The following is a 16583-nucleotide window of genomic DNA, read 5'->3' on the forward strand; positions in this document are numbered from 1 at the left end:
AAAGGGTGCGGAGCCGCGACAGCGGTGCGGAGTTTTAGCTCACCGCTCTATCGCGTCAGAACGCGTGAGCCGCTATTAAGGCAGTCAAATCTCTAAGCCGAAGGCACTTCAGCTGTTTAAGAATTTGACTTAGCTAACCTTAGACTGCCCTTAAACAACGCTAGGGTTAGCAGCCATCTAGAACTGCCGTAAAAACCGCAGGTCGCTGGTGTAAAGCCGGCGAATGTCATCAATTTGATGCTGAACCATGGCTAGGCGCTCTACCCCTAGGCCTGCTGCGAAGCCACTGTAAACTTCAGGATCGTAACCGACAGATTTCAGCACGTTAGGGTCGATTATGCCGCAGCCTAGCACCTCTAGCCACTTGCCTTGCCACTCTACATCTACCTCGGCGGAGGGCTCAGTGAACGGGAAGAAGCTGGGCCGAAACCGTACAGGAATCTCGCCGTAGAGTGCTTCTAGAAACACCTTGATGGTGCCTCGCAGGTCGGTGAAGGTAATGTCAGTATCCACCGCGAAGAACTCAATCTGGTGAAACACGGCGGCGTGAGTGGCATCTACCGTGTCGCGGCGATAGCAGCGACCAATAGCAACGGCCCGCAGAGGCGGCTCATTGGCCTGCATATAGCGAATTTGGGTGTTGGAGGTGTGGGTGCGCATGAGATGACCGTTGGGCAGGTACAGCGTGTCCTGCATATCGCGGGCCGGGTGGTCGGGCAGAAAATTGAGGGCTTCGAAGTTATAGTAGTCAGTCTCAATTTCGGGGCCGTCGGCGACGGTATAGCCCAAGCCCACAAAAATATCGACGATGCGATCGATGATGCTGTTGATAGGGTGAATGCGGCCTTGGGGTTGAAAGATGCCTGGCATGGTGACATCCAGGGTTTCGGTGGCTAGCTGGGCTTCAATGCGAGCGGCTTCTAGAGCACTCTTCCCCTGATCGAGCCGGGTTTGAATGAGTTCTTTGACTTCGTTAGCCAACGCACCAATGCGGGGACGCTCTTCAGCGGAGAGCTTGCCCATGCCTCCCAGCACCTTGGAGAGCTGGCCCTTTTTCCCCAGATAGCCAATGCGCAGCTGCTCTAGTTCGTCTAGGGTGGCGGCGGCGGCGATCGCGCTCTGGGCGGCCTCCTTCATGGCCATTAGGTCGGTTTCGAGCGAGGTGGGTGGGGCGGTCATTCTGCGTGTATGGTGCAACAACAATATTAGGGAGGCTAGCCCGGCCAGCTTTGGGCGATACCTTGGCGCTCTAGGCTAGCTTGGGCTTTGATTATTTTAGTGTGGCAGGGGAACAGTCATGAATATTCTCATTAGCAACGACGACGGCATTTTTGCCCTAGGTATGCGCACCCTAGCCTCTACCCTGGCGGCGGCGGGTCACCGGGTTACCGTGGTGTGCCCCGATCGCGAGCGTTCTGCTACGGGCCATGGGCTCACGATGCACAAGCCAATTCGTGCTGAGATGATCGAGTCGGTGTTTAAGGATGACGTCGAGGCCTGGAGCTGCTCTGGCACCCCCGCCGACTGCGTCAAGCTGGCCCTGGGGGCGCTGATGGCAACGCCCCCAGAGGTTGTAGTCTCGGGCATCAACCACGGCGCCAACCTAGGCACTGACGTGGTCTATTCGGGCACGGTGTCGGCGGCGATGGAGGGGGTCATGGAGGGCATTCCGGCGATCGCCGTTAGTCTGACCAGCTTCACCCAAGGTAGCTTTGTCCCCGCTGCCGATTTCATCTGTAGCCTGCTGGCCGATCGCGATCGCTTCCCCCTAGGGCGCCCCATGCTGCTCAACGTCAACGTGCCAGCGGTACCAGCAACGGAGATCAAAGGTGCCCAGATTACTCGCCAAGGCATTCGCCGCTATTTTGACCAGTTTGAAAAACGCCTCGACCCTCGGGGTAAAACCTACTACTGGCTAGCGGGGGAAGCCGTCGAAGATATCGAGGATCCCTTACCTAATCAAGGCTGGCCTCCTGACTTGACTCAGGCTATGGTAGCTATTCCGACCGATGTGCAAGCTATTCGCGATCGATACATCTCGGTTACACCGCTGCAATATAACCTGACTGCCGTAGGCGATCTGTTAGATTTAGCCCAGGGTCAGCGGCCGCTGTTGCCGGAGCAAGTAGAGTAAAATTATGATCTACGGCGCAATTTCATGGCGCTTCCGGGCAAACTAAGGCAAGGCATCTAACAGCACTCTGAGGTCTTCTCGGTAAGGGGCCCTCTACCCTAATCATTTTGATTAGATTTCATTACTATTAAAGAAATCTCAGGTTGTGCTCTACCTTAAGGCGCATTTGTATTTTTAGCCTGATATTCCATGCTTTCCCATCTCCGAGAGATTCATGGCTGAGCTTACTGAGCAGTTTTTAGTGCGGTTTTGGGGTGTGCGTGGAAGCATTGCTTGCCCAGGGCCGTCTACGGTGCGCTACGGCGGTAACACGTCCTGCGTCGAGATGTTGGTAGGGGGACATCGCCTAATTTTTGACGGGGGTACTGGTTTACGCGAGCTGGGTCTGTCATTGCTGGCCGAAATGCCCGTCGAGGCCAACATGTTTTTTACCCACTCCCACTGGGATCACATCCAGGGCTTTCCTTTCTTTGTGCCGGCCTTTGTGCGGGGCAATCGGTTTAATATCTACGGTGCGATCGCTCCCAACGGCTCCACCATTGAGCAGCGCCTCAACGACCAGATGTTGCACCCTAACTTTCCGGTGCCTCTCCAGGTGATGGGGGCTGACTTGAAATTTTGCGATATCGAAGTGGGGGAAACCCTCCACATGGGCGACATCACCATCGAAAATGCCCTGCTCAACCACCCTGGCGAAGCGGTAGGTTACCGGGTGACCTGGCAAAATCAGGTGGCTGCCTACATTACCGATACCGAGCACTACCCCGACCGTCTGGATGACAATGCTGTGTGGCTGGCCCGCGATGCCGACGTCATGATCTACGACGCCACCTATACCGACGACGAGTACCACGACCCCAAATCGAGCAAGGTCAGCTGGGGCCACTCCACTTGGCAGGAGGCGGTGAAGGTCGCCAAAGCAGCTGGGGTCAAGACCCTAGTCATCTTCCACCATGACCCTGCCCACGACGACGACTTTATGGATCAGATAGCGGTTCAAACCAAAGCAGTGTTCCCTGGCGCAGTGGTGGCCAAAGAAGGCATGGTGATTGATCTGACTGCCGCCCGCGCTACTCTGACGTCGAAAGCCATTGGCACCAAGGCCTTAGGGAATTACCCCTGATCCTTGAACCTGACATATTTCAAACCTTGCATCCGCTGAATTACTTCTCAGCCAGGTTGAGCCCAACAGACTGTGTAAAAATGTAAAGCGTGTGGATCACGTCTTCGCTTACAACGGCTATTACTCCAACGGCGATCGCCTTGGGGAACTTTGATGGTGTCCATTTAGGGCATCAGGCCGTCATTCGCTCAGTGGTGCCCCCAGGGACTCAGGGGCAAGGCGTGCCCCATGCCAATCTACCGCAGCTGCCTGAAGTGTCACTGCGAGGGTTGAGCCATCGCCAGAGAACTCACATCGGTTTGCCAACCTCAAGCTCTCAGCCGGCAGCGACCCCTATTCCTACCGTGATGACGTTTTTTCCGCATCCGCAGGAGTTCTTCTCGGGGCAAGCTCGTTCGCTGCTGACGCCTCTACCTGAAAAAGCTGCTCAGATTAGCCGTTTGGGCATTGGTCAACTGGTGCTATTGCCCTTTGATCAATCCTTGGCTAACCTGTCGCCTGAAGACTTTGTGGAAACGTTGCTAGTCAAGTATTTGCGGGTACAGCATATCAGTGTGGGCAAAGACTTTTGCTTTGGCAAGAAACGTCAGGGCACTGTAGACGACCTGAAAGCGTTAGCTGCCCGCTACGGTGTTCAGGTGCACATTGCTCCCGTTGTTGATTTAGGTGCCGATCGCATTAGCAGCTCTCGCATTCGCCAGGCCTTGGAAAAAACCGACCTCGATACGGTCAAGGCACTGCTGGGTCGGCCCTACAGTTTGGTTGGTCGAGTGGTAAAAGGGCAGCAGCTGGGGCGAACCATTGGGTTTCCTACCGCGAATCTACACCTGCCCGCCGAGAAATTTTTGCCTCAAACGGGGGTTTATAGCGTTTGGGTGCATGGGGCAACCCAAACTCCTTATCCCCTCGTACCGGGGGTAATGAACCTGGGCACCCGCCCCACGGTGAAGGGAGCTGCGCTCACCATCGAAGTACACCTGCTCAACTGGGAGGGCAACCTCTACGACAAAACTTTGGAGGTTTCTCTACATAGTTTTCTACGGCCCGAGCAAAAATTTGCCAGTCTTGATGATCTCAAGACCCAAATTCAGCGCGACTGCCAACAGGCGCTGAGAGAACTAGCGCGATAGCTGGTAGGCAGTTGAGGGGCGATCGGGGCATCATAGGCCTAAACACATTTAAGTCACGTCCAGGGGTAAAGGTTTTCCTTCGGGTAAACCGCAGTTGCCAAGCTGGACTTGGTATAGCAGGGGTCACCAGCATGCGTGAGCGGATCGAAACGCTAGTTCAAAATTTAGACAAAACCATCGTCGGTAAATCAGACTCCATTCGACTGGTGCTAGTGGCGTTGTTCTCAGGAGGGCATGCTCTGCTTGAGGATGTGCCAGGGGTCGGCAAGACTCTGCTGGCCAAATCGCTGGCCCGTTGTATCGATGGTCGATTTCAGCGCATTCAGTGCACTCCCGACCTCTTACCTACCGACGTGACTGGCACCAACATCTGGAATCCTAACAGCGGTGAGTTTCAGTTCATGCCGGGGCCGGTGTTTGCCAACATTTTGCTGGCTGACGAAATCAACCGAGCGACCCCCCGCACCCAGTCAGCACTACTGGAGGTGATGGAAGAGCACCAGGTGACTCTAGACGGCCTGTCGCGTCCAGTGCCGGCCCCATTCTTTGTGATCGCAACCCAAAACCCAGTGGAATATCAGGGCACTTTTCCTCTCCCCGAAGCCCAGATGGATCGGTTTGCTCTCTCCTTTAGCCTTGGCTATCCCACCGAGAGTGAAGAGCTGAGCATGCTCCAGCGCCTCGGGGGTGGGGTCTCTCCCCACGATATTCAACCCTGCATCTCGCTAGATGAGGTCATGGCTCTGCGGGCAGAATGTGCCCGGGTGACGGTGGAAGAGTCGCTGCAGCACTACATCCTCGACCTTGTACGGGCCACCCGCACCCACAGCGACATTACCCTTGGGGTCAGTCCTCGGGGCTCGGTGGCGTTCTATAAGGCGGTTCAGGCCTTGGCTTACTTAGAAGGACGCAGCTATGCTATCCCTGATGATGCTAAGCAGTTAGCTCCTCACGTTTTGGCCCATCGCCTGATCCCTGCCGGTCACCATCGGTCTCAGCGGCTAGTAGCTGACCTGCTCGAAACTACGCCAATTCCTTAAAACGGTGCTCACTTAGAGCGACGTGCAGCTTTTGCATTGACAGGGCAAACAAAATTCCCCTGGAGAGAATGGTAGTTTTTATGGCCAAACAGCCCATAATAGGGGCGGTGAACTGAAGGATCGCAATTTCCTATGCCAAGAACGCCCAGTGAGTACATCATTCACATGCTGTTGGATGGCGGCCACCACGAAGAGGTACGCTTCTCTTCCATTCAAGATTTTCAAAAGTGGTATAGCGGCGAATTGATGCCCAAGGCCACCTCCGATGAGTTCATCACAGTGCCCCTACCTAAAGTCAATCCTGGCGAATATATGGTCATTCGCCCATCCCGCGTCAGTGCGATTCGGGTGGAGCCGGTGTTTAGCTCTAGCGTTGAGCGGTATTAATGGTTGGTTGGGTGAGAGCAAGCACAAAGACTCAGTTGCTGACAGTAGGTGTGGCAACGGTAGCCTGTCTAGCTGGGCAAAGCGGCGGACTGTTCGCGCTGGCTGCTGAGAGGAGTGAAGCTCAGGGTCTTGTCGTTTCAGATCTTCCCGCTGACGCTCAGCCCTCAGCCGCCCTGCCCCTGACGCCATTGATGAGGGATAGGGAAAGCTCTCTATGGGCCGAACTTGTGCTGCCCGATGACCGCCAAGCGTTGATTCAGGCAATTAATCATAGTCTTACCTACCTGGCTACACCTAAGGCGGCAGCAGATTATCAAGCTTATGTGGTACCGGGCATTACGCGCGATCGCGTCTGGCGGAGTCTGCAACGACTGCGGCAGCTAGTTGCTACTAGCCCCAGCAATCAGGCTTTTCAAGCTGCTTTAAGGCAAGAATTTGTCGTTTATGAATCGGTTGGAGCTGACGGTAGGGGCACCGTCGCCTACACGGGCTACTTTGAGCCGCAGTATCGAGCCAGCGCGGTTCCCAATGCCGAGTATCGCTATCCTCTTTATCGTCGCCCCCCTACCCTAGATGCTTGGCCTCAGCCCCACCCCACCCGCCTAGAGCTGGAGGGTGCGGATGGCTTAGCGGGTGGGCAAGGTGCCCTCGCGGGTTTAGAACTGGTGTGGTTAGCCAATCGCCTGGAGGCGTTTTTAGTACAGGTGCAGGGGTCGGCCAAACTGCAACTCACTGGTGGTCAAGTTATGTCAGTGGGCTATGCGGGTCGTACTGAATATCCCTACACCAGCATTGGCCGTGCCCTGGTCGACGATGGCAAAATCGACCCAAACGAGCTGTCACTGCCAAATCTGCTGGCCTATTTTGAAGAGCATCCCGAAGATCTGAATCACTATTTGCCTCAAAATGAGCGGTTTATCTTCTTTCGTGAAGGCAGCGATGGGCCACCTTCGGGTAGCCTGAGTGTGCCGGTGACAGCTGGCTACTCGATCGCTACCGATAAGTCATTAATGCCACCGGGGGCGATCGCGGCTATTCAGCTGTCATTACCTCGGCAAACACCTCAGGGCGACTGGGTTAGCCAACCCACTACCCGCCTAGTACTCGATCAAGATACAGGCGGTGCCATTCAAGGTCCTGGGCGAGTCGATTTGTATGTCGGCTCGGGCAGCCAAGCCGGCGAGCTAGCTGGACGCATCAACACGTCAGGGCACTTATATTACCTGCTGCTCCGTCCCTGAGAGGGCAGTGCTTCTAGCGCTGTTTCCTCGAGTTAGCCACAGTCGGGGTGTTACCCTATAGGCCTATGGATACTTCCTTTGCCCTCACCCTACAGATTGTACTCACGGTGCTGGCCGGAGTGACTGCGCAGGTCATTGGAGAGATCGCTAGGGTTCCTAGCATTATTTTTTTGCTGCTGTTTGGTATTGGCTTGGGTCCGGATGGCATTGGGCTCCTCCATCCTCAAGACTTAGGAATTGGGCTAGAGGTAATCGTGGCCCTCAGCGTGGCGCTGATTCTCTTCGAGGGAGGCTTAAGCCTAGAGCTCAGTGAACTAGGTCAGGTGTCGAATAGTCTGCGCAACTTGGTTACTATCGGTATCTTCGTCACTCTAATTGGCGGCGGTATGGCAGCTCACTGGCTGGGGGAGTTTCCCTGGTCGCTGGCATTTCTTTACGCTTCGCTAATAGTGGTGACTGGCCCTACCGTAATCGGTCCTCTGCTGCGCCAGGTGGCGGTCGATCGTAAGGTGGCAACCCTGTTGGAGGGTGAAGGAGTACTCATTGACCCCATTGGGGCCATCCTAGCGGTGGTAGTGCTCGATATTATTCTCAATGGGGATGCCGACCCTACTACGGTTGTTGGCGGCTTGATTTTACGGCTGAGCATTGGCACGCTGATTGGCGTAGTAGGCGGTGGCCTGATGGGTCTTTTGCTGAAGCAGGCCAGCTTTTTGGGGGAAGATCTGCGCAACTTGATTGTGCTGGCAGGGCTGTGGGGGCTGTTTGGGCTGGCCCAGAGCATTCGTAGCGAAGCGGGCCTGATGACCACCGTCGTAGCGGGCATGATGGTGCGCTGGCTGTCGGTGCCTGATGAACGGCTGCTACGTCGATTTAAGGGACAGCTAACCGTGCTGGCGGTGTCGGTACTGTTTATTTTACTGGCGGCAGACCTGTCAATTGCTAGTGTGTTTGCCCTGGGCCCAGGAGCGGTTTTGACGGTGCTAGTGCTGATGGTGGTGGTGCGTCCAGTAAACATCTGGCTATGTACCCAATCCAGCGATTTGAACTGGCGCCAAAAACTGTTTCTAGGCTGGGTTGCTCCCCGCGGCATCGTGTCGGCCTCGGTAGCCTCTCTGTTTGCTATTTTGCTGACCGAGCGGGGTATTAGCGGGGGAGAGGCGATCAAGGCCCTTGTGTTTCTCACCATTATCATGACGGTCATGGTGCAGGGGCTTACCGCTCGGTTTGTAGCCGGCTGGCTAGGTATTACCAAAGCTGCGGCGGTGGGAGCCGTAATTGTTGGATGCAGCCCTCTCAGTTTGTTAGTGGCCCGCTTAATCAAGGAATACGGCGACCCAGTGGTCATCATTGACACTAACGATTCCGCCTGCGAGGCTGCTGAAAAGGAAGGCATTGAGCTTTTGATTAGCAGCGCTCTTGATCGCGATGTCTTAGAACGGGCGGGTTTAGATAAAGCGGGTACCTTTTTGGCCATGACAAAAAATGGCGAAGTTAATGCTGTCGTAGCGCAGCGGGCGCTGGAAGAGTTTCAGCCAGCACGGGTAGTAGCGGTAGTGCCTCAGGAGAAAAGCTTAGGCGAGTTGCCCAATCAAGGACAGCTGAAGGGGGCACAGACGCCTCGCCTCGCCCTTAGACAGTGGAATACTTACCTCAGCGACGGGGAGGTGCGCTTGGGTGAGACTTTGCTGCGGCAGGAGAACAGCGAGCTTCAACAGGCTCACCTGGCTACGCTGGTGCGCAGCGGCGCCATAGTGCCCCTGTTGGTGGAGCGCGATGATGCGCTCAAAGTTAGCCTAGGGCAAGACCGATGGGAAGTGGGCGATCGCATGATTTATCTCTGGCATGACTCCAAACCCAAACTACTCAAACAGCTTGCCGGCGGTATCCAGCCCACTCGGCTCACCCTAGAAACATTGCCTGTGGTCGAGGCAGTACCCCTAGCGCCAAAGGATCCTATAGCAGAAACCGCCATAGCAACACTTGTTTCTGAGGGGCCAAGCTCTTAGGCCAAGCGAAGGTTACTGTCACCGTTGGGAGATGTCCGTTTCTAGATAAGCTGAATTTTCCTGACGAGATGGCGCTTCAGCTTTCACCTGCATCAACTTTATGGCTTCTAACCTACTTCACGTTTCAGCACTGGGTACGCTCACTGGCATAGGTGTTGGCCCCGGAGACCCCGACTTAATTACGCTCAAAGCGCTCAAGTATCTTCAGTCAGCTGATGTTGTAGCCTTCCCCCAGGGGCGAAACGGTCGACCCGGTTTGGCCCAAACAATCATTGCACCACACCTAAGTCAGCAACAGCTACTGCCGCTGGATTTTCCCTACATTTTCGACCCGGACCAACTCACCAGCGCTTGGCAGCAGGCAGGCGATCGCGTTTGGCAGTGCCTCAGCCAAGGACAGAACGTAGTGTTTGCCTGTGAAGGCGATCTCAGCTTTTACGGCACCTTCAACTACCTGGCTTTGAGTCTTGAGCGTCGGTACCCAACCGCACAAATCAATCGCATTCCTGGCATTTGCTCACCGATGGCAGCGGTCAGCGTCCTTGGATTACCGCTGACGGTGCAGTCAGACAAGTTGGTGGTACTGCCTGCTCTTTATACTGTGGATGAGCTTGACGCTATTTTGGCCTGGGCTGATGTCGTAGTGCTGCTCAAGGTAGGGTCGGTGTACAACCAGATTTGGCAGTTGCTACATCAGCGGCTTCTCCTGGAGCACAGTTGGGTCATAGTGAACGCCACTCAGCCGACTCAGGTGATCTATCGTCCTCTGACGAATTACCCTTCTCTAGAGCTGCCGTACTTTTCACTTATGGTCATAAGGTCGGGGGCAAATCCGCTACCCTAGAGATGACTAGGAACCCAGGTTTATAGGGTGAAGTCAATACATCGTAGCGATCGCAAACAGCATAGTACGGCATGAATTCACCTAACTCGCCCAGGTTCAACCAGCTGCTCGAAACCGCCCGTCAACCCCAGTCGATAGCAGCGCTGTTGTCCTTGGGGTTTCACGTAGTGTTGTTTGCTGCTGGTCCCTCCTTTTCTAGCTTAAGTGCCACCGCTATGGGAGAAGGGGATTCAAGTTCAGAAGAGCGGCGGGTCCCGTTGATTGAGCTCACCCCCGAGGAGCAAAATCGTCTACCCGACTTTTCGACCCCCGCCTATTCTCTGGACGGTGGAGACGATTTACTGAGTTTGTTTCCTCCCTCAAGCAACAGCCTACCCCTTGAGCCTGGTTCAGACTTTGGTGCGTCCTTGGCGATCCCTGCCCCTAGGTTGCCCTCTAATCCTTTTCCTTCAGGTATCTCACCCTATACCTCCCCTGGTCGTTCCTCTATAACGCTGTCTCCCCGCCGTACCCCTTTCCCTGCTTCACCCAACAGGAGCGTGATCCGTCGCCCTGTTAGGCCTCCTGCTGGAGATGCACCCCAAGGCGCTTCGACGCCAACCACTACTTCTCCAGAAAATACCAGCGAAAATGGGGCTGCTGATTTAGAACCAAATCAGGCTAATGGACAAGGCACCGATGCCACCAGTGCTCCGCTAGACCCCACGAATCCTGCCGTTCCATCAGCAGGACAAGAGACCGAGCAAGCTAGTGAACTACTAGCCAGGGTGGAGTTTGACGATGCTCAAACCAGCGCCAATGAGGTTGAAATTGCTAAGGCAGCCTGGCTGCAATCCGTGCAAGAAAAATTAGGAGATGCGGTCACTGAGGCCTCTGAGCCTATTGTTCTTAAAGTTCCCTACAGTGGCCGGCTCTGCCTATCTCCTGAACCTGCCGATGGGCTACTGGGAGTAGTTGGCTTACCCGGTGAAACTAGCGACAGCCTTGAATTGCAGACTACAGTGCTCAAAAGCACCGGTTACCCGTTCTTAAACCAAGCTGCTGAACAGGCCCTTCAAGACCTTCAGCAACAAAACACGGATGACAGCACCTTGGCAGCGAATACTTTGTATCAGGTCAATGTAGAAATAGAGTATGACGACCAAAACTGTATCAGTCGTGAGGCTCTTCTACAATCGCGCACCGCTGCATCAGAAGAACCCAGTAACTCAACAGCTGAGTGAAAGCCTCTCAGAGGACTTCGACTGATTTTACAAAGCGATAAATGGTTAACTAGCTATTGATGGCCTTTCACCCCAGCGACTGAGCGCTGGGGTGAAAGGCCATCAATAAGCATCTGTTCAATCTCACCGATGGCCGACAGGCATGCACCTATTTTTGAGGTGCGAGTACAACATCAGCATAGGTTCCGGATCGGGCTACTGTACCTTTGTCGAGAACGTAGATGCGATCGCAGTGCTCAATCGTTGATAACCGGTGGGCAATGATAATTAGAGTTTTAGAGCCAGCTAAAGCCCTAATCGATTCACTAATTAGCCGTTCCGTTTCGTTATCTAAAGCAGAAGTTGCTTCGTCTAACACGAGAATTTCTCTTTGGTGGTAAAGTGCGCGGGCAATACCAATGCGCTGGCGTTGCCCGCCTGAGAGACGCACTCCACGCTCACCTACTGCAGTGTCAATACCGTTTGGCAAGTCTTGAACCAATTCCTCAAGCTGTGCTGCTTTGATTGCGTACCATAAACGCTCGTTGTCAATCTCAGCTTTTGGAACCCCGAAAGCAATATTCTTCTCAATAGTGTCGTCGGTCAAGAAGATAGACTGAGGTATATAGCCAACTAGCTTTCTCCAGTTCGGCAAATCACCATAAATTGATTTTCCGTCGAGAAAAATATCGCCACTCTGAGGAATCAGGAGGCTTAACATCACATCCACTAGAGTTGTTTTCCCTGCCCCAGATTGACCTATGAGCCCAATAGACTCTCCCCGCTTGATCTCCATTGAAACACCCACCAGAGAAGGTTTTGGAGAGCTAGGGTACTGATAAAAGATATCGGAAATCTTCAGGCTCTCAGAAAAGTTGGAAGGATGTTTATAGTCAGGAGTATAGGAAGAGCTTGCTAGCAATGAGGGATTTTCGTACTTGCTGAACTCATTGTTATCAATTTCCTTCAAATCTAGGTACATCATGTCTAGACTATGGGCTGAGTTCCGCAGCTTACCAATGCACTCTGCCAAGTTGCTAGCAGCTGGAATTAACCTCAAAGAAGCAACAGCAAATACACCCATACTAGCAATTGCGGCCTGAAAATCCTGCCCTATAAGGAGCTGGGAGACACAGACAAAACCAACAATAGCTGTTATTAAAAGAGTCTCAATCATTGTTCGCGGTACAAATTGAGCACTCTGAAAGAGAATTTCTACTCGAGCTTCCTCGTGTACATGCTCTTCTAATTCCTTACGGAAATAATTTTCGCAACCAAAGACTCGAGTTTCCTTGATACCTCCCAATCCATGATTGACAGCCTTGATGGTTTCTTCCCGGGCAATGGTCGATAGTTTGCCCCACTGTTTTAATCGCTTCACCAAGAAAGAGAAGACTACAAAAGCGGGAAAAAGCGCAGCTAGTGAAACAATTAACAATAAACTGTTAGTCTTCGCCATCAACACCAAAAGCGTAGCAATTACAATAGCATGGGAGACCGATTCCACCATAGGCAAAGAAACCATGAAGCAGAATCGATGCGTTTCGTTAGTTATTTTATTAATATAGTCCGCAGTATTTCTTGTTAAATGAAAATCGTAAGGAGCAAGCAAATAGGTATTAAAAAGACGTTCTTGAACAGCGGCCCTCTGATCAAAGAGAACTTTGTATGAGTAGCGCTTGCTCAAGAAGTAAATAGCTCCTTTTAGCAAAAAGATAACGATAATAAAAATTCCGAACCAAAGAACGAGCCTTTCAAAGCTGGTGAATCCAAAAACTTGATAGATCCAACTAAAGGTATCGCTTTGCTGAACAACTTTTTCTGCGTCACCTGCCAAATTCAGAAATGGGCCAATTAAGCCTATCCCAAAAGCCTCTAAAAGGGATGTGAGCAGAAAAATGCCAATTAGCCAAATTAATTGCCGCTGGTGCCCAGAAAAAACATAAAGGAATTTTTGAAAATAACTCACTACTTCTCCCTCAAAATAACTGCTAAATGCCCTAACTGAATTAGCCGAGCAAAAGTACTTGACAAACCCTCTGTACTAAGGACGTAGCAGAACAAACGATCTATCGTTTAGATGCCTATGATGTTTGACCCAACAATTATGCAATTGATTGTGACCTAAGCTATGGGCGGAAAAAACCTGCTAGATATCCCACTATCATAGTACCCAAATCTCGGTAAAGATAGATTGAGTAAGGCAAATTATTCATGCTGCTAGGAAAACACTTTAAAGAAGCTTCACAGCATCTTCCTGTTTATCCAGATCTATCCTCAGAAAGTTTCTCTTGCACTGATCTTCTGCCGGGAAGGGAAAGTTCATTATGCTAGCTTCTCATCGTACTTACAAAATGAGCTTTATGAATGAAAGCAATTGGTAAAGGAAGAACCTTGCCATAAAATCGTGTAATCTAGGCTCTTGTCAAGCCTTTCAACTATAAAATTTCATCAGATATTTATACTACACCTCGCCGTATAGGATATACCCAATAAAAGGCTAATGCTCATCCATATCTAATATAATTGTTTCTAAATAGATTTCAGAAAACGTTGTAGTGGAATAGCTACGTAAAACACCAAAATTTGTTCCCATATTGTTTGTTAAAGCACTTGACGCCATGCAAGCTCAAAAACTTACCCTTAACGGTAATACCGTAGTATCCGGAAAACAAATTGATTTTGCGGAGACATGCTTTGCAATTTTCTATCTTCTATTTTTTGCAGGCGCTTTTGGCTTTGGAGCAGATCTTGCCGCAGCTCCGGTTATTCCAACACCGATTATTACTTTAATTCGATACGCTGCCTATGCAGTTGTTTTGCTGCTATTGTCACTGCGCCCTATTGAAACACTGAAGACGGCTCTTAGTAACAAATGGGCATTGGGGCTGATTTTCATCACTTCCATCTCCTTTCTATGGTCCTATAATCCCTCAGTCACGATAGATTCTATCTGGAAAGAATTTGTTCCAATGTTTTTGTTGAGTCTTTATATTGCCTCTAGATTTACGCTAGAGCAGCAATTTAAGATAATTCTATGGGTTTTGGTCATAGTATTTCTGGAGAGCGTGGCTCTAGCGGTTGCTATGCCAGGAGTAGGCCGTCATATTGAAGGTCCTTTTATCGGCAGCTGGAAAGGAGTGTTTGCGCAGAAGAATCAGTTTGGTGCGCACTCAGCAATGACTTTAATAGCTCTCTTTATGCTAGCCAACTATGCCAAAGAGAAGCAGAGATGGGCGCTAATACTCCTTGGAGGATGTTTTGCGGCGTTACTTGTTAGTAGTTCTGTCACAGCATTAACTCTTTCTTTTGTAGGGCTGATGCTAACAGTTTTTTATCGTCGCTTTGCTTGGCTAGGCAAACGCTCAGTTCTACTAGGTGTTTTGTTTGTGCTAGTTTCAGTGAGTTTCTTTTATGTTTTGTTCTCTAATTGGGTAGATATTCTTGATTACTTTGATCGAGATCCTACACTATCCACACGAACGCTCATTTGGCATCTTGTTATTAGTGCAAAGATCCCAGGTAGCCCATACCTCGGATATGGAAGAGGCGTATTTTGGGATTCAGTCGGTTTAACAACTGGCTTCGAATCTTTCGCTTATCACGTTCCACCTCATGCGCACAACGGCTTTTTAGATCTTATTCTAGATGTTGGTTTTATTGGATTCTCGTTCTTTTGTGTTACATGGTTTATGACCTATGTTAGGGCAGCAAAGCTTGCCTATGACCGAAAAGAAGCAGCTTATCTATGGCCTCTTTTATTTCTGTCAATGCTTGTTTTGTTCAATACCTTTGAAAGCTATCTGGCTCGTCTAACCACCTTGTATTGGATCCTTTTTATTATCCTGGCTTTCTCTCTAACCCCAAAGGTTTTCGCATCAAAGGATTAGAGCATTTTTATATCGCTTTAAATTGATACTCTTTTGAGAGTATCAATGCTTAATTTGTCTCCTTTCCTTTGGATAGCCGATGGAAGAAATGCTCCAAAGGTTCTATGCGAACATCGAAACTGATGAAGTGTTATAGCGCTGACCGCTGTGCTTAGAACACAGATCATTGTTGCTGGCAAAAAGACGGCGCACTAGTGTAAAGCTATCGCGACCCAGAGCAACACAGAATGTCTTGGCTGGGCTGGCGGCTATATCAGATATACTCCAATATCGGACGTCAAAAAAGAACTCCTTGGTTAACCAAGGAGTTTAGTGTAGTAGAGTGATTTCTATTAGCTCACCAGTATTGATCCAGTAAAATCCTTGAATTTTAGGTAGGCCAATTACATAGAGTTAGCTCTCTTCAAGGTAACCTTGCTTTAACGCAGTTATTAGTCATCATTAAAGATGTTAAAGACATCTAGAATGTTAAAGATGCCACCTAAAGGAGCCAAAATTGGAGTTAGGGCTCGGTTTATGGTGTCAATACCGACTAGGTAACCTTTCTTAGGTACTAAAATCACATCTCCGTCCTGAACTTGATAGTTGTCTACCAAGCTGGAAAGGTCTACTCTTTGTTCTTCGACTTGTCCCGTTTCTGAAAGTCGAACAAGGCGGACTTCTCCTAAGGCTGCATCAGAATTAGGGCCACCAGCAGCAGCGATCGCGCCAGCTACCGAACTGTTTGGTTGTATCTGAACTTCCCCTGGTTGGACTACGCCATCGCCAATGACGCGCACTCGAACATTGTCTGGTGCAATGCTTGAACTCGCTACTAAAGATGGATCAATCTCAGCTCCGGGCTGTGCCTTAGGTACAAAGATAGAATCTCCGTCTCTGAGCACCAGGTTGTTGCCTTGACCACCACTGGAGATTGCATCCCATAGGTTCACAGAAAGATCCTGCGACTGACCATTTGATAGCTGTCGTCGGACAATAACTGATCGGATATCTGCTGTGCGACGTATTCCACCAGCAGCTACTAGGGCCGAAGATAGGGTTGGTGTTGTTGTCGCTGCTGTAATCCGGGCGTTTACGTCTAGCTGTGTTTCAGCTGAGGTTAAGCTACTCAGTTGTACAGGTCCAGGGCGATAAACCTCACCGGCTACATCTACAACTACTGGGCGCAGAGCCGTCAAGCTGACATTGACGACTGGGTTTACCAGATAGGCATTGAGCCCTTGAGTAATTTCTTGGGATAAGTTGTCGACAGTTTTTCCTGCTGCTTGAATAGATCCCAAAAATGGAAAAGGCATCGTGCCATCAGGTAAAACTACCCGCGAACCCGTGAACTCCTCGTACCCAAAGACTTCAATAGCAATCTGGTCACCTGCTCCTAAAATATAGTTTCCAGGAGCAGGTGAAGCTGGCAGCTCAATAGTTGGAGAATTAAACTCTGTTGATTGTTGAGCATTTACTGCCTCAATTGGAGAATCAAACTCTACCGATTGTTGAGCATTTGCTGCCTCTAAGCCCCACATGCAACTGTGAGCTAATGCTGCTGAGAGCGAAATTAGCGCAATAGAAAGTTTATCTAGTTTCAT

13 protein-coding genes are annotated in these 16583 nt (G+C 50.9%); 10 read left to right on the forward strand and 3 right to left on the reverse strand.

What is annotated here, in order from left to right:
* Positions 1-177: 177 nt before the first annotated feature.
* Complete coding sequence (pheS, locus tag H6F75_RS03785) at positions 178-1179, reverse strand: phenylalanine--tRNA ligase subunit alpha (RefSeq protein ID WP_190749376.1); 1002 nt, start codon at positions 1177-1179, stop codon at positions 178-180.
* Positions 1180-1297: 118 nt separating this feature from the next.
* Between pheS and surE the strand changes: the two genes are divergently transcribed.
* From surE to H6F75_RS03830, 9 genes are all read left to right on the forward strand, one after another.
* A complete protein-coding gene (gene surE, locus H6F75_RS03790; protein WP_190749378.1) occupies positions 1298-2134 on the forward strand; it encodes a 5'/3'-nucleotidase SurE in 837 nt (278 codons plus the stop codon).
* A 214-nt stretch (positions 2135-2348) separates the two neighbouring features.
* On the forward strand, positions 2349-3257 hold the full coding sequence (locus H6F75_RS03795) for an MBL fold metallo-hydrolase (RefSeq protein WP_190749380.1): 909 nt from the start codon (positions 2349-2351) through the stop codon (positions 3255-3257).
* Between the two features lie 89 nt (positions 3258-3346).
* The gene (locus tag H6F75_RS03800; RefSeq protein ID WP_190749382.1) at positions 3347-4387 is read left to right on the forward strand and encodes a bifunctional riboflavin kinase/FAD synthetase; all 1041 of its coding nucleotides are present in this window, start codon (positions 3347-3349) and stop codon (positions 4385-4387) included.
* 131 nt (positions 4388-4518) lie between these two features.
* Complete coding sequence (locus H6F75_RS03805; protein ID WP_190749384.1) at positions 4519-5427, forward strand: MoxR family ATPase; 909 nt, start codon at positions 4519-4521, stop codon at positions 5425-5427.
* 132 nt (positions 5428-5559) lie between these two features.
* On the forward strand, positions 5560-5814 hold the full coding sequence (locus H6F75_RS03810) for a hypothetical protein (RefSeq protein WP_073607332.1): 255 nt from the start codon (positions 5560-5562) through the stop codon (positions 5812-5814).
* Between the two features lie 50 nt (positions 5815-5864).
* Positions 5865-7055: an MltA domain-containing protein gene (locus H6F75_RS03815; protein ID WP_347710604.1), complete on the forward strand. Its 1191-nt coding sequence runs from the start codon at positions 5865-5867 to the stop codon at positions 7053-7055.
* A gap of 65 nt (positions 7056-7120) precedes the next feature.
* Complete coding sequence (locus H6F75_RS03820) at positions 7121-9064, forward strand: sodium:proton antiporter (protein ID WP_190749386.1); 1944 nt, start codon at positions 7121-7123, stop codon at positions 9062-9064.
* 100 nt (positions 9065-9164) lie between these two features.
* A complete protein-coding gene (locus H6F75_RS03825; RefSeq protein ID WP_190749388.1) occupies positions 9165-9908 on the forward strand; it encodes a precorrin-2 C(20)-methyltransferase in 744 nt (247 codons plus the stop codon).
* 71 nt (positions 9909-9979) lie between these two features.
* Positions 9980-11131, forward strand: coding sequence for a hypothetical protein (locus tag H6F75_RS03830; protein WP_190749390.1), 1152 nt, complete (start codon positions 9980-9982; stop codon positions 11129-11131).
* A 148-nt stretch (positions 11132-11279) separates the two neighbouring features.
* On the opposite strand, the gene H6F75_RS03835 is transcribed toward H6F75_RS03830, so the two are convergent.
* The gene (locus H6F75_RS03835; RefSeq protein WP_190749392.1) at positions 11280-13079 is read right to left on the reverse strand and encodes an ATP-binding cassette domain-containing protein; all 1800 of its coding nucleotides are present in this window, start codon (positions 13077-13079) and stop codon (positions 11280-11282) included.
* Between the two features lie 652 nt (positions 13080-13731).
* Here H6F75_RS03835 and H6F75_RS03840 point away from each other — a divergent pair.
* Positions 13732-15000 carry an O-antigen ligase family protein gene (locus H6F75_RS03840; RefSeq protein ID WP_190749394.1) on the forward strand — a complete coding sequence of 423 codons (1269 nt, stop codon included), beginning with the start codon at positions 13732-13734 and terminating at the stop codon, positions 14998-15000.
* Positions 15001-15431: 431 nt separating this feature from the next.
* On the opposite strand, the gene H6F75_RS03845 is transcribed toward H6F75_RS03840, so the two are convergent.
* Positions 15432-16583 (reverse strand): polysaccharide biosynthesis/export family protein, encoded by a 1152-nt coding sequence (locus H6F75_RS03845; RefSeq protein WP_190749396.1) that lies wholly within the window; start codon positions 16581-16583, stop codon positions 15432-15434.

The organism is Nodosilinea sp. FACHB-131 (assembly GCF_014695395.1).
GTDB lineage: Bacteria > Cyanobacteriota > Cyanobacteriia > Phormidesmidales > Phormidesmidaceae > Nodosilinea.

Excerpts from the sequence above, each read along its gene's own strand:
- H6F75_RS03820 (WP_190749386.1), top strand. The coding sequence starts at position 7,121 with ATGGATACTTCCTTTGCCCTCACCCTACAGATTGTACTCACGGTGCTG.
- H6F75_RS03845 (WP_190749396.1), bottom strand. The coding sequence starts at position 16,583 with ATGAAACTAGATAAACTTTCTATTGCGCTAATTTCGCTCTCAGCAGCA.
- H6F75_RS03825 (WP_190749388.1), top strand. The coding sequence starts at position 9,165 with ATGGCTTCTAACCTACTTCACGTTTCAGCACTGGGTACGCTCACTGGC.
- surE (WP_190749378.1), top strand. The coding sequence starts at position 1,298 with ATGAATATTCTCATTAGCAACGACGACGGCATTTTTGCCCTAGGTATG.
- H6F75_RS03840 (WP_190749394.1), top strand. The coding sequence starts at position 13,732 with ATGCAAGCTCAAAAACTTACCCTTAACGGTAATACCGTAGTATCCGGA.
- H6F75_RS03810 (WP_073607332.1), top strand. The coding sequence starts at position 5,560 with ATGCCAAGAACGCCCAGTGAGTACATCATTCACATGCTGTTGGATGGC.
- H6F75_RS03795 (WP_190749380.1), top strand. The coding sequence starts at position 2,349 with ATGGCTGAGCTTACTGAGCAGTTTTTAGTGCGGTTTTGGGGTGTGCGT.
- H6F75_RS03805 (WP_190749384.1), top strand. The coding sequence starts at position 4,519 with ATGCGTGAGCGGATCGAAACGCTAGTTCAAAATTTAGACAAAACCATC.
- H6F75_RS03830 (WP_190749390.1), top strand. The coding sequence starts at position 9,980 with ATGAATTCACCTAACTCGCCCAGGTTCAACCAGCTGCTCGAAACCGCC.
- pheS (WP_190749376.1), bottom strand. The coding sequence starts at position 1,179 with ATGACCGCCCCACCCACCTCGCTCGAAACCGACCTAATGGCCATGAAG.